The following is a 17,397-nucleotide window of genomic DNA, read 5'->3' on the forward strand; positions in this document are numbered from 1 at the left end:
CAGGCCCGCCCCGGAATCGCGGCAGCGGACGGTGCCTTCAGCGCATTAAAGGAGGCTGCGCAGCACGTGGGCGGCGCCGTCGTCGTGCACCGAGTGGGTGACCTCGTCCGCTGCGGCGACCACTTCCGCCGGGGCCTGCCCCATGGCGACGCCGCGGCCGGCCCAGGTGAGCATTTCGATGTCGTTCCGGCCGTCCCCCACCGCAACCGTCAGGTGTTCTTCGAAGCCAAGGCGGAGCCGCAGGTTTTCCAGGGCGCTGGCCTTGGTCACACCCGCTGCGGCGATGTCCAGCCACGCAGTCCAGCCCACCGAGTAGGTCACCCCCGCGAGGCCCACGTGGTTGATGGCCTCGTTGAACTCCTCGGGCGTGTTTTCGGTGCTGAACACCACCACGCGGACGGCAGTTGCCTCCAGCATGGTGTGGAAGTCGACGCCTACCGCCTCCACCCCGAAGCTGGCATCCTGGAACCGCTCGGTGGAGAGGAAGTTGCCGTCGGCGTCCTCAAGCGCATACTTGGCGGACGGAAGCCGTTCGCGGAGGGCACGCAGCGCCGGGGCGGGATCAAACGTGGCTTTGTGGATGACCTCGTAGCCGTTGTCCAGTTCCGGGTGGAGCCGGAGGGTCACGCCGCCGTTGCAGCAGACGGCGTACCCGCGCTCGATGCCGATTTTCTCGATGATGGGAAGCGTGGCGTTCAGGGAGCGGCCGGTGGCGATCATCACCTCGTGCCCGGCGGCCACGACGGCCTGCGCGGCTTCCCGTACGCCCGGGGACATATGCCCGTCGTGGTTGACCAGGGTGCCGTCCACGTCCAGGGCGACCATGAATTTCCGGTCCACCGCGGCGATGCCGATGTTGTTCTGGTTGTAGTCTCGATTGTTGTCTCGCCGGTCATCGTTGCCGGCGACTGAGGTTTCAGTCAGCGTTGTCATCCACATAGTGAAGCAGACGTAACTGACACGCGCTAGGACGCGGACCACAGGTTTATTGAACTGTTGGTTAACACGGCGGGTTTCCACATGGATGCGCTTGCCGGCGCGTGCCTTCACCCCGGCCCTGAGCGGTCCTGTCCGTTAGGAGTGCACTTGATTCCTCGAATCCCGACTTTGTTCGCGCATCCGCGCCTTCAGCGTTCCGATTGGCGAACAAGGCTCTGATTCAAGCGGCGGCAGGCTACGGGCGCGGGCGGAGGCCTGCGGCGAGGAGCTTGTGACGCAGCTTGTTTGGGTCCGTCAGGTCTGCCCACCGCCACCGGACGAAACCATGGCCGAGGGCACGGATCCGGTCTTCGCGGAGCTTCTCCCGGTAAACAGCCTCCTCTGCGGTGATCCCGTTCCGCCGGGCCAACTCCACGTACTTCCCTTTGCCGTCGAATTCACCCACCACGCCTTGTCGGGGCCACCAGAAGTCACTCCTGCCGATGAAGCCGGTGCCATCCCTGAAGACCTGCTGAAGGGCCGGTTGCTCAAAGCCGAGGAATTCAAAGACGGCACGGCTGTAGGACTCACCAACCGACTCCGGCTGGGGGCTGGCAAGGCCGGCCGCACGCTCCGCGCGGCAGCGGGCAGCAGCGGAAGGAAGGGCCGCTATGCCGGCGGCAATTTCCGGCACGGACAGGAGGCTGACACCGTCCTCCAGCACGCCGTCTGCCAATAGCCTGCGGGCGGCCCCGTCCGCGAGCACCAGGGCCTGGCTAAGCTCCGCTGAGGCCAGTACGTCCACGGTGGTCTTGGTGAGCCCTGAGCAGAGGAACTCGCCAAAGGGCACGGCATTGAACCCGGTCATAAGGCGGTACCGAAGCGGATAGGAACGTGTGCGGCGGACGTTCCCGGCGGAAGCGTCCCCACCCAGTACCATCAGCGGCGAATTTCTGAGGCCGCTGCGGCCGGGAAGCGTCGTGGCCAGTTCCACGCAGGGTGGCGTTCCAAGCGTTGGCAACCCACTGGCCACCGCTGCCGTAAGCCCGCACAGAACTGCACCTTTGACTGACCTGGCAACTGCCGTCGTCGTCCATTCGAAGCGGCGGGAGGGCAGTGCACGAAGCCAGTCTTCGGTGGGAACGTAGAAACCCCGGCGAATCCGCACCAGTTGCCCCGCTTTGAAGGCACGGTGCACGGTATCAGTGCCCGCACCCGTGCGGAGAATGGCGGCAGTATCAATCAGTCCAGGCGGTACATCCATGCCATCATGATGCGCGACAGCGGAAGCAGGGATACGGGACCGGCGCCTGCATGTGGACAACCACGATGCGGACCTAAGCTCGTCCGCGGATCAGAACCACGTAGGTTCGGATCCGCGAACAAGCTTATGAGTGGACCCCTAGAGGACCGGGAGGACCTCGAGGCCACCCAGGTACTTCTGCAGCGCCTTGGGGACGTTGACGGAGCCGTCCGCGTTCTGGTGGTGCTCCAGCAGCGCCACGATCCAGCGGGTGGTGGCCAGGGTGCCGTTCAGCGTGGCCACCGCGCGGGTGCCCTTGGAGACGCCCTCCGCGTTGACCACCCGTTCACGGATGTTCAGGCGGCGGGCCTGGAACGTGGTGCAGTTGGAGGTGGACGTCAGCTCGCGGTAGGCGTTCTGCGTGGGGACCCAGGCTTCGCAGTCGTACTTGCGTGCCGCGGAGGTGCCGAGGTCGCCGGCCGCGGTGTCGATGACCCGGTACGGCAGCTCGCACTTGGCCAGCATTTCCTCTTCCCAGGCCAGGAGGCGCTGGTGCTCGGCGGCGGCCTCTTCAACGGTGGTGTAGATGAACATCTCCACCTTGTTGAACTGGTGCACGCGAATGATGCCGCGGGTGTCCTTGCCGTGGGATCCGGCTTCGCGGCGGTAGCAGGAGCTCTGGCCGGCGTAGCGGATGGGGCCGGCGGAGAAGTCCAGGATCTCGTCGGCGTGGTACCCGGCCAGGGCCACCTCTGAGGTGCCCACCAGGTAAAGGTCGTCTTCGGCGAGACGGTAGATCTCGGCGTCGTGCTTTACATCGAAGCCGGTGCCCTGCATCGTCTCGGGGCGCACCAGGGTGGGAGTGATCATGGGGATGAAGCCGGCCTGGATGGCCTGGTCCATGGCCATCTGCAGCAGTGCCATCTCCAGCCGGGCACCCACGCCGCGCAGGAAGTAGAAGCGCGCGCCGGAGACCTTGGCGCCGCGTTCCATGTCGATGGCGCCGATCAGCTCGCCGATCTCCAGGTGGTCCTTCGGCTCGAAGTCGGGGAATTCGCGCGGAGTGCCGACGGTCTTGACCACCACGTAGTCGTCCTCGCCGCCTTCGGGAACGCCGTCCTCCACCAGGTTGGGGATGGTGCGCAGCAGTTCTTCCTGCTTGGTCTGGGCCGCATCGGCCTCCGCGGACGCGGCCTTGACCGAATTGGCCAGTTCCTTGACCTCAGCCAGCAGGGCCTGCTTCTCCTCGCCCTTGGCCTTCGCCACCTTCTTGCCGAAGACATTCTGCTCCGCGCGGAGGTTCTCGAAGCGGAGCAGGGCCTCGCGGCGGGCGGAATTCGCGGAGATGATCGCGTCCACCACTGATTCGTCCGCGCCGCGGGCGCGCTGGCTGGCACGGAACTTGTCCGGGTTTTCGCTGAGGTCTTTTACGTCGATCACCAGACAAGGGTATCCAATTCAGTGCACGACGGCGGGCGCGCGGCCCCGTGCGGTCCCCCGCCGTGCGCCGGGCTACTGTTGAAGCACCATGAGCGACTGGATTCTCTACCTGCTGATTGCGGTGGCGCTTGCCTTCGCCACGTCCAGCTGGTGGGGGGTGCGCCGCCTCAAAGCCCTGCATGTGCGCAGCGCCGTGGCCGGCGAATCCTACGACTCAGGGCTGGCGCGACAGCGCGTGGCCGTCGTCCTGAATCCCATTAAGGCGCGGGCCGACGAAGCCAGGGGGATGATCCACAGGGCCTGCCTGGCCGCCGGCTGGGAGGAACCGGTCTTTTTCGAGACGACGGCGGAGGACCCGGGCTTTTCGCAGATGCAGGCTGCGTTGGCGGGAAAGCCCGACGTCGTCCTGGTGGGCGGTGGGGACGGCACCGTCCGCGTGGTGGCTGAGGCCCTCGCGCACACCGATGTTGCCATGGGCCTGATTCCGCTGGGCACGGGAAACCTGCTGGCCCGGAACGTGGACCTGGATGTGAACGACCTCCACAGCAACGTCCAGACAGCCCTTTTCGGCCGCCAACGGTACATCGACACCGCCCGGATGGCCATCGAGAACTCCCGCACAGGCCATTACTCGGAGCACGTCTTCCTGGTGATCGCCGGTATCGGCATGGACGCCGAAGTCCTGGCCGACACGAACGCGGGGCTGAAGAAGGCCGTGGGCTGGCTCGCCTACACCGAGGCCGGCGTGCGCCACCTTCCGGGCCGGCGCAAGAAGGTTTCCATCGCCCTGGATGACAACCCGGAGCAGGTCCGGAACATCCGGAGCGTGCTTTTCGCCAACTGTGGGCTGGTCCCCGGCGGCATTGACTTCATCCCGCAGGCCATGATCGACGACGGCATGCTCGACGTCGTGGTCATGAGCCCCCGCAGCGCCCTGGGCTGGCTGCTGATGTACGTGAAGATCATGTTCAAGCACAGCGGAAAGCTGCCCATCATGACCGTCTACCGGTCAGTCAAGGTGGTCATCAAGTGCCCTGAACCCACGCCCACACAGCTCGACGGCGACACGTCGGGGGAAGCCACGCAGCTCACGGTCCGGGTGGAGCCACGGTCACTCCTGGTCAGGGTCAAAGGACAGGTACAGGACAGCGGTCCCGTGCATGGAAGCGCACACGCCGCACGGTAGCGGACGGCTGAAGCGGTGCCGCGATGGGGCCCGGACTCAGTAGTTGGCGCCGTCAGGCCCCGGACTTCTTCTCTGCCTCGGCAGCAGCTTTCGCGTCCGCATGGGCTTGTTTGGCAGCAGCATGGGCTTCGGACTGCTCGCGGATCATCGCCTGCTCCTCTTCGAAGCGCAGGCGGTCAGCACGGTCGGCGTCGTCCCCGTCCCAGTCCTGGTTATCTCCCGTGGGCTTGGGATTGACGATCATCCCCTGGCCGTCGTTGTCAGTGCTGCTGGTCATGACCCGCTCCCTTCGTCAGGGGCCATACCCCGTGTGGATCAGGCAAGCATACGCATTGTCAACACCCCACGGAAGTACTTCGGAAGGCATTTACCTACGCTTTGGGCGAAGCCCCGGAACCGCTTTCACCTGCGGTGGATTCCGCGGCGAGTATGGATCGCACCCACGTCCGGGCCGCTGTGAAAGCTTCATCGGAGGTATGTGCGGGGACCAGCGTGGCCTGCCGGTCGGCCCTGGCATACGAGCCCAGGAAACGGGTGCGTGGACTGATGCGGTGCAGACCCGCCAGCGCGTCAGCGACCCTCGCTTCGCCGGCGTGGCCATCGGCGTCGATGCTGAAAAAGTAGTGGCCCAGGTACTGGCCTGTGGGGCGGGATTCAATCCTGCTGAGGTTGACGCCGCGGCTGGCGAACTGGTCCAGGATCTCCATCAGGGCGCCCGGCCGGTCCTCCGGAAGCGGGACCACGACGGTGGTTTTGTCCGCGCCGGTGCGCTCCGGCAGCGGCCCAGGCCGGCTGACCAGGATGAAGCGCGTCACCGCACCGGGGTTGTCCCCGATATTCTCCGCCAGGACCGACAGCCCTGGATGCTCCCTGGCCACCAGCGGTGCGCAGATCGCCGCGTCGTAGTGACAGTTCCCATCCAGCAATCCCAGGGCCGAGGCGGCAGTCGAGGAGCCGGGGACATATTCCGCATCCGGTATATTCCGGTCCATCCACAGCCTGCACTGCGCCCACGCATGACCGTGCGTGGATACCCGCCGCACATCCTCCAACCGCACGCCGGGCCGGGCTACCAGGACAAAGCTGATGGGAACCAGGACTTCGCGGATGATCCGCAGTTCCTGGCCGGTGGCGATGGCGTCCAGCGTGGCGGTGACGCCGCCCTCCACCGAGTTTTCGATAGGGACCATGGCGGCGTCTGCCGAACCGTCGCGGACCTTGTCCAGGCCAGCGTTGACGTTCGACGCCGGCACCCGGACAGCCTGGGCGGCGTCAGGCACCTGCAGCAGGGCAGCCTCGGTGAAGGTGCCTTCGGGGCCCAGGAAGGCGTAGGTGCGGGACGTGCCGCCCACTAAAGGACCAGGGGCTTGAGACCGTTGTCCGAGACGAGGGGCTTGCCGGATTCGAGCCACTGGTCCATTCCGCCGGAGACGTTGATGGCGGTGTACCCCTGGCCGGTAAGCCATTGGGCGACGCGGAAGGAGCGGCCGCCCGTGCGGCAAATGACGTAGACATCCTCGTCCGGATCGAGTTCGCCAAGGCGCGCCGGAATCTGGTCCATGGGAATATGGACAGCGCCTTCAGCGTGGCCGGCAACCCACTCGTAATCCTCCCGGACGTCCAGGATCACGGCGTCTGCGGGGACGTCATGGACGGGGACGGTATCGAAATCGCTCATCGGAGTCCTGTCTTGGCGGATCTGGCGGATCAAAGTCAGGTTTAAGCCTAGCCCTTCCACCCCGCTCCGCCCGGATCACAGCGGAAAAGGCTGCAGGTTAGGCTGGTGAAGGCCCAGGAGGTTTCCATGTCCCAGCAGCTGACAGCCCTTCCCGCGCCACCGGCATGTCCAGGCCGGAGCGCCGGGCCGCAGCCGGGGAGATGCCACCGGGGGTGCCATCGTGACTGAACTTCACGATCTCCCGGCGCTGGCCCTGCGGGACCTCCTTCGCAGCGGAGCGGTGTCCTCCACGGACGCCACTTCCCACTTCCTGGACCGGATCGGTAGCCAAAACCCCCTTCTGGGCGCCTTTATTACAGTGACGGCGGACCAGGCCATGGCGCAGGCCCGGGCGGCGGATGCCCTGCGCTCCCGCTCGGAGGCCGATGACCTGCCCCTGCTGCATGGCATGCCGGTTGCGTTCAAGGACCTCACTGATGTGGCGGGGGTGGTGACCACGCACGGCAGTGCCGCCCTGGACCACAAACCAGCCCCCGCAGATGCTCCCCTCGTGGCCCTGTTCAAGGATGCCGGCGCCATTTGGCTGGGCAAGACCCAGGTGCCCGAATTCGGACTGACGGCCTACAGCGAGAACCGCATCGCACCGCCGTCGCGCAATCCCCATGCGCCCAGCAGGAGTTCGGGCGGGTCCTCCGGCGGCAGCGCAGCCGCTGTGGCCGCAGGGCTGCTGCCTTTTGCCCCCGGAACCGACGGCGGTGGATCAGTCCGCATACCCGCCGCCGCCTGTGGCCTGGTGGGGCTCAAGCCCGGCCGTGGGGTGGTGGCCGCCGGGGAAAGTACCGGCGACCCTGCACGGCTGGTGGCGCCGGGCCCCCTCGCGCGGAGCGCGGAGGACGCAGCACTGATGATGGACGTCCTGGCACCCGGGAACCAATCCCTTTCGGCGATCACGCAGGAGCCACCCCGGCTGCGGATCGGCGTCACGCTGGACAGCCCGTGGTCCAGCACGTTTCCGTTCACGCCGGACCGGGAGGCCCTGGACGCGCTCCAGGCCGGCGAAACCCTCCTGGAACAGGCCGGCCATACCCTTGCTGACGCCGGCATCCGCTACGACAACCGCTACCCGGACGCCTTCACCACCGCGTGGACCGCCGGAGTGGGTGCTGCCCGCATCAGCCCGTCCCGGGAAGCGCTGCTGGCGCCCCTGACCCGGACCTTCCGCCGGCGCGCCCAGCAGCGCAGCCCGGCGAAGCTTGCGGAGGCCCTGGCATTCCTGCGGCAGTTCCAGCACGACACCCTGGCACAGTACGGGCAGTGGGACCTGATGCTGATGCCGGCGCTGGCACAGACGCCGCGGCCGGTGGGCTGGTTCACCGGCACCGCCCACGGCGGTGACCGCTGGCCATCGGCCCAGTGGCCGGGGGATGCCGACGGCGACTACCGGAAGCAGTGCGAATACGCCCCGTGGTCCTCCATGGTGAATGTGTGCGGACTGCCGGCCATCACCATCCCTGTGCACTGGACCGGCGGTGCCGCGGGGAGCGGACTTCCCATGGGAATCCAGCTGGTGGGCCCCATGGGATCAGAAGCCCTCCTCCTGCAGGTGGCGCGGCAACTGGGGTATTAGGGGCCAGTTGCACCGGGCGATCTTGGCTTCCAGGCCAGCTGGAGCCCGTGGGAGGCACCGGCGTGGTTGACGTTGTTGACCTGAACATAACACCGGGTTAACCCGCCCGTAACCCCCGCGGCCGCAGACTGGAAAAGCACGTTTCAGCACCCTCCACCCGCCCTCCGCCTGACGAGGAGTTGCCCACAATGAACGCTGAATACCCTGCCGCCAGCCCCGGAACCACCGTGACGCCAGACGAGGAACGGCCGGACCTCAGCAACTCCAACGTCAGGGAGGACCTTGCCATGGCTGGCCGCTGCGCCCTGGTCCATCTGCCGACGGGCCGGACCTGCCTCCTGCCCATCCGCCATCAGGGGCCCTGCGAGTTCCACCGCCCGCAGGAGGCGCAGGACGTCGTGGCCAACGGCACCTGACAGTCCCCGGCGCCACTCTGCGCCGGCACCCTGCCTAAGACCCGATGCCCCGGCGCTCCTGCCCCACAGTTCACGCACTCCTTCCCCCTGCCCCGCTGCCGCGCCCTCGACTCCGGCGCCAGGCAGGAGGACGATTAAGGGGCAGTCACCAATGAGGAGGTCTGTGATGTGCTACGCATCGAGCAAGGACTTCGGGTGGGGCGCAAAGAAAGAAACCAAGCGCCGGCCTGAAGCGGAACCGGAAACCCCTGCGGAAAATCCCGGGAAGCCGGTTAGGGCACAGGAATTCACGTTCTGGGCCTTCCCCAACTGGCGCAGGACGCCTGCGCCACGCACCCCCTCCGCTGAAAAGAGCAAGGAGAGGGTCTGACGCCGGGGCAGTAATGCCCCGGACGGGAGTCACTGGAGGGGTCACCGCGCTGGGACCCCTCCAGCACCACGGCCCCCTGCAACTCTCCGCCGAAATGCAGCCGCTGCGGCGCCTCGTCGTTCAGGCCGTTGTGCTGCGGTGACCCTGGCGTCTATGGTTGAACCGTAAGCATGCTTAGCATTCTGGGAAGAGGACACTATGAGCGCAGGACAGAGCACGCCTACACCTGACAGGCAGCCGGAGTCAGAACACGCCACGGCACAGCCCCTCCCCCCGGAAACTCCGGCGGAACGTCCTGTGGGGCACGGCAACGCACCCTCTTACCGGGCGGATGTACCGGAAACGACGGGCGCCTGGGGTCCAGCCATCACGGCAGGGGCCGGCCCCGAACGAAAAGTCACCCGCGCTGGCGTCATCTGGGCCGCAGTGGTAGCCGCCCTGGTGCTCCTGATCCTGCTGATCGTCTTCATCCTGCAGAACCAGGAGTTGGTCCTGGTGAAGTTCCTGGGCTTTGAGGGGTCCGTCCCGCTGGGCATGGCGCTGTTCATTGCCGCCGTGACCGGCGGCGTGCTGGTAGCCGTGGCGGGCGGCGCGCGCATCCTGCAGCTACGTTCAAACGCCCACCGGGACAGGGTCCGGCAACGCAGGTAGCCGCCGTCGACCTCAGAAGGCGCCCAGGTTCGCGAACTTCCGGGCGCGGGCGGCGACCAAGTCAGGTACCGGAATGTTGGCCACCGAACCCAGTTCGTACTCGATGGCCCGCGCCATCCGGGTGCAGAACTCGCGCGGCTCCAGTGAAGCATCACCCCGCTCATCCACGATGTGGTCCACCAGGCCGCTGGCATACAGTGCAGCGACGTCAACACCCTGCGCCTGGGCCATCGCGGGCGCGAACGCGGTGGTGCGGTGCACAATGGCGCTGGCGCCCTCCGGAGGAAGTGGCGAGAGCCAGCTGTGCTGGGCGGCGATGGTCCGGTCAGCGGGCAGCAGCGCCAGCGCCCCTCCCCCGGCGCCCTGGCCAAGCAGCACGGAGACCGACGGCGATTCGAGCCCGATCAGTTCGTACAGCGACCGCGCAATTTCCCCGGCAAGTCCGCCCTCCTCCGCTTCCTGCGAGAGGGCTGCACCGGCAGTATCAATGACGGTGAGCAGTGGCAGCCGCAGCTCCTCCGCCAGTTTCATGCCGCGTCGGGCCTCGCGCAGCGATCCCGGGCCCATGCCGGCGGGGTCCTTCCGCAGCGGCCGCGCATGCCCCAGCACGATGCACGGCTGGGTGCCAAAGCGGGCCAGTGCCAGCAGCAGTCCCGGGTCCTTTTCCCCCTGCCCGGTTCCGTTGAGGGGCAACGCGTCCGTGGCGCCGATCTTCAGCAGCTGGCGCAGGTCCGGCCGCCGCTGCCGCCGTGAAATCCCAATCGAGGTCCAGGCATCAGCGGTTGACGGCCTGATGTCCAGGGTTTCGGGCGGGGCGGGCACCGTCGCCGGCACGGTTCCGCCGCCGGCGCCCCCGTTCGCCGCCAGGATGTCCAGCGCGCGGCCCACCAGGTCGGCCAGGTCGCCGGGTTCCACCACGCCGTCGATCAGTCCCTTGCTGAAGAGGTTCTCCGCCACCTGCACGTTCTCCGGGAACGCTTCGCCGTACAGGGCCTCATAGACGCGCGGGCCCAGGAAGCCCAGGAGGGCGCCCGGCTCAGCGACGTTGATGTGGCCCAAAGACCCCCAGGATGCCATCACGCCGCCGGTGGTGGGGTGCCGCAGGTAGACAAGGTAGGGAAGGCCGGCCTGCCGGTGTGCGCGGACTGCGCCGGTGATTTTCACCATCGACAGGAACGCGAGCGTCCCTTCCTGCATCCGGGTCCCGCCGGACGCGGGACCGGCCAGCAGGGGGAGCCCTTCAGCAGTGGCGCGCTCGACGGCGGCAACGATCCTTTGCGCCGCCGCGTGGCCGATCGAGCCGGCAAGGAAGGAGAATTCACTGACGATCAGCGCCACCCTGTGGCCGCGGATCAGTCCGGCGCCGGTGATGACGGACTCGTCGGCGCCGCTGCGTTCGCGCGCCCTGGCCAAATCGCCGGCGTACTCCCCGGACAGCGCCGGCTGTTGGGGTTCGGTGTCCCAGGAGACGAAGGAGCCGGGGTCCACCACGGTTTCCAGGAGCTCGGTGGCGTTCATGTGCCGCACCTTTTCCGCCGTCGCCATGCTACTTTGCCCCGGAAGCCGCAGCGGCGCCGGCCGTCGTAAGCCCCAGCCACTCCCGGATCGACTGCCCGTCCTCGTTGAGCAGCGGCGGCGCGTCGTGTTCGGTCAGGGTGGTTTCCGCGGCGTCGCCCGGCGCGAAGAACCGCAGCGGCGGCCCGGGCAGGCTCACCTTTCCAAGCAGCGGATGCTGTACATCCACCACGAGCCCCTGGGACGCCACCTGCTCCCAGGCGTACACCTCGTCCAGCGAGCGCACCTTGCCTGCGGGGATCCCGGCGTCGTTCAGCTTTTGCAGCAGCTCCACCGCGCCGTACTCCGAGAAGGCGCGTTCGACGGCGGCAATCACCTCCGCCCGGTTCCGCACCCTTTCGGCGTTGCTGGCAAAGCCCGGGGCAGCCGGGTCCAGACCAAAAGCCGCGGCAAAGGACTGCCAGAGCTTCTCGCTGCCGACGCTGATCTGCACGCTCCCGTCCTTGCAGTTGAACAGGCCGTAGGGGGCAATGGAGGGGTGGTGGTTGCCCTGGGCCTGCGGAACCTCACCCGCAACGGTGGTCCTGGTGCCCTGGAAGGCGTGGACGCCGATCAGGGATGCCAGCAGCGAGGTGCGCACCACCTTGCCCTGCCCGGTCCGGTTCCGCTCAACGAGGGCCGCCAGGACACCGAACGCCCCGTTCATTCCGGAGAGCAGGTCGGCAATGGGCACGCCCACGCGCTGTGGATCATCCGGGCCCGATCCGGTCAGGGACATCAGACCGGCCTCACCCTGGAGGATCTGGTCGTAGCCGCTGCGCTGGGATTCGGGACCGTCGTGGCCAAAGCCGGTGATGGACAGGATCACCAGGCGCGGGTTGATGCCGTGCATCGCCGCGGTGGAGAAGCCCAGCCGGTCCATGACCCCGGGCCGGAAGTTTTCGATCACCACATCCGCCCGCTCCAGGAGCCCGCGGAGCACCGCCTGGCCGTCTTCGCTCTTCAGGTCCAGGCTGATCGATTCCTTGTTGCGGTTGCAGGACATGAAGTAGGTGGACTGCAGGTCGTCTTCGGGCCCCACGAAGGGCGGGCCCCACCCCCGGGTGTCATCGCCCGCACCGGGGTTCTCCACTTTAATGACGCGGGCCCCGAGGTCTGCCAGCATCATGCCGGCGTGCGGTCCGGCCAGCGCCCGGCTGAGGTCGACGACGATGTGCCCGGCCAGGGGGCCTTGGGAAGTTTCGGCGGTGCTCATGTGCTGGGTTTCCTTTCGTAAGTACGGCGGCGGCGGTTGCGGTGCCGGCTAGAGCCAGCCGGGAACCACCAGCGTCAGCCAGGCCAGGATGGGGCCTGCCACGATGACCACCCCGCTGTACCCGAGGATGCGCTTGTAGAACTTGTCCTTGTCCACGCCCTCCGGCGCGTTGGCCAGCACCAGGGCGCCGTTGGTGGAGAAGGGTGAGACGTCAACGATCGTGGCGGACACTGCCAGGGCGCAGATGACGCCGACGGCGCCGATTTCGCCGGTGGAGAGGAAGGGGACGGCGAGCGGGATAAGGGCCGCCAGGATGGCGGTGGAGGAGGCGAAGGCGGACACCACGGCGCCGATGAAGCAGATGATCAGGGCTGCGAGGAGCGGCATTCCCATCCCGGCCACGCCGCTGGAGACGAATTTGATGGTGCCGGCTTCCTCGAGTACGCCGACGAAGGTCAGCATGCCGCAGATGAGCAGCACGGTGGACCAGCTGATCTTGTTGATGGCGCCCTTCTGCGCGGCGGGTGAGACGAGGGCCAGCACGATGGCGATGGTGATGGACACGAAGCCGACGTCCATCTTGAAGCCGAGGGCCACGACGGCCAGCACGATCAGGCCGGCGATGGTGACCAGCTGCGGGATCCGGTCCTTGCGTTCCTTGGTGGCGGCGATGCCGTCACCCGCAGGGTCCCGGGGGCCGTACATGCCCGAACCGAAGCCCTTGAAGGGGACGTCGCCGCCGGCTGCCTTAGCGCCGACGCTGACGGACATGCGGGCTTCTGCCGCCTGCTCCACGAAGTGCCCCACCTTGGAGGACAGGAGGTTCCTGCCGCCCAGGACCACGAAGAGCACCACGGCGATGACCAGGTTGAAGATGAAGCTGGACAGGAACAGCGCGGTGGGGCTGAAGGCAAGGTCGGTCTTGGCCAGGATGCCGTTGACGGTGACCCCGTACACCGCGATCGGTGAGAAGCCGCCCGCCTGCGCGCCGTGGATCACCATCATGCCCATCAGGAGCGGGCTGATCTTGTACTTGCCGGCAAAGCTCAGGGCGATGGGAGCAATGATGGCGACGGCGGCGGGAGACAGGGCGCCCACGGCCGTGATCACGGCGGTGATGGCGAACATGACCCAGGGGATGAGGGCAACGCGGCTGCCCACGAGCTTGACGGCTCCGCGGACCAGGAGATCGATGGTGCCGTTGTTCTGGGCGATGGCGAACAGGTAGGTGACGCCGACGATGGTGAGGAAGAGGCCGCCGGGGAAGTTGGCCAGGATTTCGTTGGTGGACATGCCCAGCACCACGGCGCCGAGCAGGAAGGCGCCCACGAAGGCGAGTGCGCCCATGTTGAGGGGCAGCACGGTGGCGAGCAGGAACATCGCTGCGAGGATGATGATGGATAGGACAGGAGCGGACATCGTTGGTCCTCCATTGAGGGGAAGAATGTGACGTGAGTTACTGGCTCACTGGACTAGCCTCTTAGACAGTGAGTCTATCTGTCAATAGATGAAGGCGGTATTCTGGACCGGTAGACCCAAGGGAGGGCTTTGTGGAGAAGACAGCACGGCTGGGCCTGGAACGCGTGACGCGGCCACGGCTGTACGAGCAGCTGGTGGAACAGATCCTTGCCTATATCGAGTCCGCCCAGCTGAAGCCCGGCGACCTGCTGCCGGCCGAGCGCGACCTTGCCGAGCGACTGGGCGTCTCCCGCGCCACTCTCGCCCAGGCACTTGTGGCCCTTGAGGTCCTGGGCGTCATTGACGTGCAGCACGGCACCGGAGCGGTCCTGGCCCGGAGGCCCAGCGTCGCCTCGGTGGTCAAGGGCCTGCGTGAACACCAGAGCCGGCTGCCGGAAATCGTGGAAGCCCGCAGCACCCTGGAAGTGAAGCTTGCCGCCCTTGCCGCGGAACGCCGGACAGACCAGGACCTCGCCGCGATCGACAAGGCCCTGGACGTCATGGCACAGGAAATCAGTGACGGCGACCGCGGCACCCACGGTGACGAGCTGTTCCACCAGGCGATCACCGGCGCAGCGCATTCGTCGGTGCTGGCACAGCTGATGGCTTTCATCGCGGAGATGATCCTGGAAACGAGGATGGAATCCCTGGGCCAGCCCGGCAGGCCGGAACAGTCGCTGGCGTCGCACCGGAAGATCGCGGATGCCGTACGTGCGCAGGACGCTGCGGCAGCGGCCGACGCCATGCTGGCGCACATCGAGCTCGTCTCCGACGTGGAGCTGCTCCGCTAGCAGCCGCACGCACCGGGCACCCCGCGGCGACACGCCGGGCTGTCTGGCTCCCCGGACAGCTGCGCCTGAATGGCGGTGTTTCCGCGGCGCGAAAACCGATGTGATGGACCTTACGTTTTCATCACTGAGGAGTTTGGCCATGGCCGGAGGCAGTACCGCCGTAGAGGCACGTTCGATCGACATGATCCCGCCGGGTGAGCGCCACGGCCACCCGCGGGGCCAGTTCACCCTGTGGTTCGGCGCCAACGCGCAGATCACCGCCATCGTGGATGGCGCCCTCGCGGTGGTATTCGGGGCGGATGCGTTCTGGGCCATCGTGGGCCTGCTGGTGGGCAACGTGCTGGGCGGCGCCGTCATGGCCCTCCACTCTGCCCAGGGCCCCAAACTGGGGCTGCCCCAGATGATCTCCAGCCGCGCCCAGTTCGGCGTCTACGGAGCCGTGATCCCGCTGGCGCTGGTCATCCTGATGTACGTGGGGTTCGCTTCCACGGGCACCGTCCTCTCGGGGCAGGCCATCAACCTCATGCTGGGAGTGGACACTCCCGCCGTCGGGATCCTCATCTTCGGTGCCGCCACCGCCCTGCTGGCCATCCTGGGCTACAAGTACATCCATGCGCTGGGCCGCATCGCCACCGTGCTGGGCCTGGCCGGGTTCCTGTACCTGACAGTCGCCGTCGTCACCAAGTTCGATGTCACCCAGGTGATGATGGTCAAGGGCTTCGAATGGCCCACCTTCCTGACCGCCATTGCCCTTGGTGCGGGCTGGCAGCTGACCTTCGGCCCGTACGTGGCCGACTACTCCCGCTACCTCCCGGCCGACACCTCGGAGCGCAAGACGTTCTGGTACACCTTCGCGGGCTCGGTGGGCGGCGCGCAGTGGGCCATGACCCTGGGTGCCCTGGCCGGCGGCCTGTCCGCCGCCAAACTCGGCGGGGACTTCCTGAAGAACCAGGTGGGGTACATGGGAGACCTTGCCGGCGGCGGCCTGATCGCCATCTTCATCTACTTGATGATCGTCACGGGCAAGCTGACCGTGAACTGCCTCAACGCCTACGGCGCCTTCATGTGCGGCGTCACCATCAGCACCGCCGTTAACCGCCGGGACACCGTCTCCAAAGCCGTCCGGATCGCGTTCATCGTGGCCGTCATCGGCGCCAGCGTCCTCATCGCGCTGTTCGCCAGCAAGGACTTCCTGAACCTGTTCAAGAACTTCGTGCTCCTGCTGCTCATGGTGTTCACCCCCTGGTCCGTGATCAACCTCGTGGACTACTACAAGATCTCCCGCGACCGGCTGGACATCCCGGCCCTCTACAACCCGGACGGACGTTACGGCCGCTGGAACGCCGCCGCCCTGGTCTCCTATGGAATCGGCGTCGTCATCCAGGTCCCGTTCCTGGCGCAGTCGCTGTATACCGGCCCGGTCACCAAGCTGCTGGGCGGCGCGGACATCTCCTGGCTCGTGGGGATCGTTGCCACCCTGGCCATCTACTACCCCTGGGCCAAGGCAACCAACCGCGCCCCGGCGGCGTCCATCTACCCGGACCGGCCGCTCGAGGTGCCGGCCCCCGCGGCAGTGAAGGGGTAAGGGCGCTGTTTCCGTAAGCACGACGGCGGTCCTGGCGCGGGTGCCCGGGCCGCCTTTCGTGCCGGATCGGCGCGCCTGGCACCTGCCGGTTAGAACGTGCCGGTGTTTGACCCGGCGGTGCCGGCGACGGCCACGCCAATGATGAACAGCAGCCAGAGCGCCCCGTACCCCAGCAGGCAGAGGTAGCCCAGCACCAGGCCGGTAATGGACATCCCCTTGCCCGAGGGTTCGCGGCGCAGTGCCAGGTGGCCAGTGATGATGGCGGCGAACTGGGGAAGCAACAGCCAGCCCATGATGACCGAGGCGATGCCGCAGACCATGCTGGCGATGCTCAGGGTCTTCGGTTCCACAGTTCCGCCGTAGTAGGACGGCTGGCCGAAATACTGGGGCTGGCCATACTGGGCCTGGCTATATGGTGCCTGTCCGTACTGCGGCTGGTTGTACTGGGCCTGCCCGTACTGCGGCTGGTTGTACTGGGCCTGCCCGTACTGGCCTTGCCCGTACTGGGCCGGTGGCTGGTACCCGGGCCATGGCGAACCGTTGGGCTGGTTTTCGGGACGCTGGTAATCGGGCCCCTGGGACGGCTGGTTGGTCATGATTCCTCCCCTGCGAATCTGGCTACAGCCTACTTCAGTGCAGGATCAGACGGACGGCCAGGACCACCATCAGGACGCCGATGGCAGCGTCGATCCACCGCCAGGTGCGGGGGCTTGCCAGCACTCCTGCGAGCGCCCGCGCCCCGTACCCGAGGACTGAAAACCACAGGACGCTTCCGGCCACGGCGCCGCCGGCGAAAGTCCAGCGCAGGTCAGGACCCTGCTGGTTGGCAAGGCTGCCCAGCAGCACCACGGTGTCCAGGTAGACATGCGGGTTGAGGAATGTCAGGGCCGCCGTGGTTGCGATGACCGAACTCCTGGACCTGGGCGCCTGTTCCGCCAGCGCGGCAGGCCTGGCCGCAGCCATAAAGGACCGCACCGCGAACCACAGCAGGTAGGCGGCTCCCGCCCAGCGCAGGACTTCCAGCACTCCGGGGAACCGGGTGACCAGCGCCCCGATACCCGCCGTGCCGGCCACGATCAGCAGGGCGTCACCAGCCATGCAGACGGCCACCACTGGGCCAATGTGCTCCCGGCGGATACCTTGGCGCAGCACAAAGGCATTCTGGGCGCCGATCGCCACGATCAGCGCCAGCCCGGTCAGCATTCCCGTAATTCCTGCAGCCCACATACCAATGACCGTAAGATTCCCGCTCAGTGAAGGCAAA

Annotated in this window: 17 protein-coding genes; 6 read left to right on the forward strand and 11 right to left on the reverse strand. The window is 67.0% G+C overall.

Annotated elements, in window-relative coordinates; genetic code table 11:
• Positions 1-45: 45 nt before the first annotated feature.
• The 3 genes from AB0280_RS10490 to serS all read right to left on the reverse strand — a co-directional run bounded on the left by AB0280_RS10490 (position 46) and on the right by serS (position 3,601).
• The gene (locus AB0280_RS10490) at positions 46-933 is read right to left on the reverse strand and encodes an HAD family hydrolase (RefSeq protein ID WP_307491339.1); all 888 of its coding nucleotides are present in this window, start codon (positions 931-933) and stop codon (positions 46-48) included.
• Positions 934-1,174: 241 nt separating this feature from the next.
• Positions 1,175-2,182 carry a type IV toxin-antitoxin system AbiEi family antitoxin domain-containing protein gene (locus AB0280_RS10495; RefSeq protein ID WP_307491337.1) on the reverse strand — a complete coding sequence of 336 codons (1,008 nt, stop codon included), beginning with the start codon at positions 2,180-2,182 and terminating at the stop codon, positions 1,175-1,177.
• 138 nt (positions 2,183-2,320) lie between these two features.
• A complete protein-coding gene (serS, locus tag AB0280_RS10500) occupies positions 2,321-3,601 on the reverse strand; it encodes a serine--tRNA ligase (RefSeq protein ID WP_159634447.1) in 1,281 nt (426 codons plus the stop codon).
• Positions 3,602-3,689: 88 nt separating this feature from the next.
• On the opposite strand from serS, the gene AB0280_RS10505 reads away from it, so the two are divergent.
• The gene (locus AB0280_RS10505; RefSeq protein ID WP_366367199.1) at positions 3,690-4,787 is read left to right on the forward strand and encodes a diacylglycerol/lipid kinase family protein; all 1,098 of its coding nucleotides are present in this window, start codon (positions 3,690-3,692) and stop codon (positions 4,785-4,787) included.
• Positions 4,788-4,839: 52 nt separating this feature from the next.
• On the opposite strand, the gene AB0280_RS10510 is transcribed toward AB0280_RS10505, so the two are convergent.
• From AB0280_RS10510 to AB0280_RS10520, 3 genes are all read right to left on the reverse strand, one after another.
• A complete protein-coding gene (locus tag AB0280_RS10510) occupies positions 4,840-5,064 on the reverse strand; it encodes a hypothetical protein (RefSeq protein WP_159634453.1) in 225 nt (74 codons plus the stop codon).
• A gap of 94 nt (positions 5,065-5,158) precedes the next feature.
• Positions 5,159-6,139 carry a prephenate dehydratase gene (gene pheA, locus AB0280_RS10515; RefSeq protein ID WP_275181454.1) on the reverse strand — a complete coding sequence of 327 codons (981 nt, stop codon included), beginning with the start codon at positions 6,137-6,139 and terminating at the stop codon, positions 5,159-5,161.
• On the reverse strand, positions 6,139-6,465 hold the full coding sequence (locus tag AB0280_RS10520; RefSeq protein ID WP_224024197.1) for a rhodanese-like domain-containing protein: 327 nt from the start codon (positions 6,463-6,465) through the stop codon (positions 6,139-6,141). Before AB0280_RS10520 ends, pheA begins: the two co-directional genes overlap by 1 nt.
• 220 nt (positions 6,466-6,685) lie before the next feature.
• Between AB0280_RS10520 and AB0280_RS10525 the strand changes: the two genes are divergently transcribed.
• From AB0280_RS10525 to AB0280_RS10535, 3 genes are all read left to right on the forward strand, one after another.
• A complete protein-coding gene (locus AB0280_RS10525) occupies positions 6,686-8,092 on the forward strand; it encodes an amidase (RefSeq protein ID WP_366367201.1) in 1,407 nt (468 codons plus the stop codon).
• 188 nt (positions 8,093-8,280) lie between these two features.
• Entirely contained in the window at positions 8,281-8,508 is a 228-nt protein-coding gene (locus AB0280_RS10530; RefSeq protein ID WP_159634465.1) for a hypothetical protein, read from the forward strand.
• Between the two features lie 667 nt (positions 8,509-9,175).
• Positions 9,176-9,529: a LapA family protein gene (locus tag AB0280_RS10535; protein ID WP_307491330.1), complete on the forward strand. Its 354-nt coding sequence runs from the start codon at positions 9,176-9,178 to the stop codon at positions 9,527-9,529.
• 12 nt (positions 9,530-9,541) lie between these two features.
• Here AB0280_RS10535 and AB0280_RS10540 read toward each other — a convergent pair whose 3' ends face one another.
• From AB0280_RS10540 to AB0280_RS10550, 3 genes are read right to left on the reverse strand one after another with little or no spacing between them, the layout of a single operon-like run.
• Positions 9,542-11,074, reverse strand: coding sequence for a carboxyl transferase domain-containing protein (locus AB0280_RS10540; protein WP_307491327.1), 1,533 nt, complete (start codon positions 11,072-11,074; stop codon positions 9,542-9,544).
• Position 11,075: 1 nt separating this feature from the next.
• Complete coding sequence (locus AB0280_RS10545; RefSeq protein WP_307491325.1) at positions 11,076-12,299, reverse strand: CaiB/BaiF CoA transferase family protein; 1,224 nt, start codon at positions 12,297-12,299, stop codon at positions 11,076-11,078.
• Between the two features lie 48 nt (positions 12,300-12,347).
• Positions 12,348-13,718, reverse strand: a complete 1,371-nt coding sequence (locus AB0280_RS10550) for an SLC13 family permease (protein WP_159634477.1) — start codon at positions 13,716-13,718, stop codon at positions 12,348-12,350.
• A 131-nt stretch (positions 13,719-13,849) separates the two neighbouring features.
• On the opposite strand from AB0280_RS10550, the gene AB0280_RS10555 reads away from it, so the two are divergent.
• Positions 13,850-14,548, forward strand: a complete 699-nt coding sequence (locus tag AB0280_RS10555; protein ID WP_275181449.1) for a FadR/GntR family transcriptional regulator — start codon at positions 13,850-13,852, stop codon at positions 14,546-14,548.
• A 139-nt stretch (positions 14,549-14,687) separates the two neighbouring features.
• Positions 14,688-16,133 (forward strand): purine-cytosine permease family protein, encoded by a 1,446-nt coding sequence (locus AB0280_RS10560; RefSeq protein ID WP_275181448.1) that lies wholly within the window; start codon positions 14,688-14,690, stop codon positions 16,131-16,133.
• An 89-nt stretch (positions 16,134-16,222) separates the two neighbouring features.
• On the opposite strand, the gene AB0280_RS10565 is transcribed toward AB0280_RS10560, so the two are convergent.
• Positions 16,223-16,729: a DUF4190 domain-containing protein gene (locus AB0280_RS10565; protein WP_307491322.1), complete on the reverse strand. Its 507-nt coding sequence runs from the start codon at positions 16,727-16,729 to the stop codon at positions 16,223-16,225.
• Between the two features lie 34 nt (positions 16,730-16,763).
• Entirely contained in the window at positions 16,764-17,336 is a 573-nt protein-coding gene (locus tag AB0280_RS10570) for a LysE/ArgO family amino acid transporter (RefSeq protein WP_224027255.1), read from the reverse strand.
• Positions 17,337-17,397: the final 61 nt, after the last annotated feature.

Origin of the sequence: Pseudarthrobacter sp. 902506025 (assembly GCF_040702325.1) — a bacterium.
Lineage (GTDB): Bacteria > Actinomycetota > Actinomycetes > Actinomycetales > Micrococcaceae > Arthrobacter.

Bases quoted from the DNA above. Each gene is read 5' to 3' on its own strand.
- AB0280_RS10490 (WP_307491339.1), bottom strand. From the start codon at position 933: ATGACAACGCTGACTGAAACCTCAGTCGCCGGCAACGATGACCGGCGA.
- AB0280_RS10495 (WP_307491337.1), bottom strand. From the start codon at position 2,182: ATGGATGTACCGCCTGGACTGATTGATACTGCCGCCATTCTCCGCACG.
- AB0280_RS10505 (WP_366367199.1), top strand. From the start codon at position 3,690: ATGAGCGACTGGATTCTCTACCTGCTGATTGCGGTGGCGCTTGCCTTC.
- AB0280_RS10510 (WP_159634453.1), bottom strand. From the start codon at position 5,064: ATGACCAGCAGCACTGACAACGACGGCCAGGGGATGATCGTCAATCCC.
- AB0280_RS10520 (WP_224024197.1), bottom strand. From the start codon at position 6,465: ATGAGCGATTTCGATACCGTCCCCGTCCATGACGTCCCCGCAGACGCC.
- AB0280_RS10530 (WP_159634465.1), top strand. From the start codon at position 8,281: ATGAACGCTGAATACCCTGCCGCCAGCCCCGGAACCACCGTGACGCCA.
- AB0280_RS10540 (WP_307491327.1), bottom strand. From the start codon at position 11,074: ATGGCGACGGCGGAAAAGGTGCGGCACATGAACGCCACCGAGCTCCTG.
- AB0280_RS10545 (WP_307491325.1), bottom strand. From the start codon at position 12,299: ATGAGCACCGCCGAAACTTCCCAAGGCCCCCTGGCCGGGCACATCGTC.
- AB0280_RS10550 (WP_159634477.1), bottom strand. From the start codon at position 13,718: ATGTCCGCTCCTGTCCTATCCATCATCATCCTCGCAGCGATGTTCCTG.
- AB0280_RS10560 (WP_275181448.1), top strand. From the start codon at position 14,688: ATGGCCGGAGGCAGTACCGCCGTAGAGGCACGTTCGATCGACATGATC.
- AB0280_RS10565 (WP_307491322.1), bottom strand. From the start codon at position 16,729: ATGACCAACCAGCCGTCCCAGGGGCCCGATTACCAGCGTCCCGAAAAC.
- AB0280_RS10570 (WP_224027255.1), bottom strand. From the start codon at position 17,336: ATGCTGACCGGGCTGGCGCTGATCGTGGCGATCGGCGCCCAGAATGCC.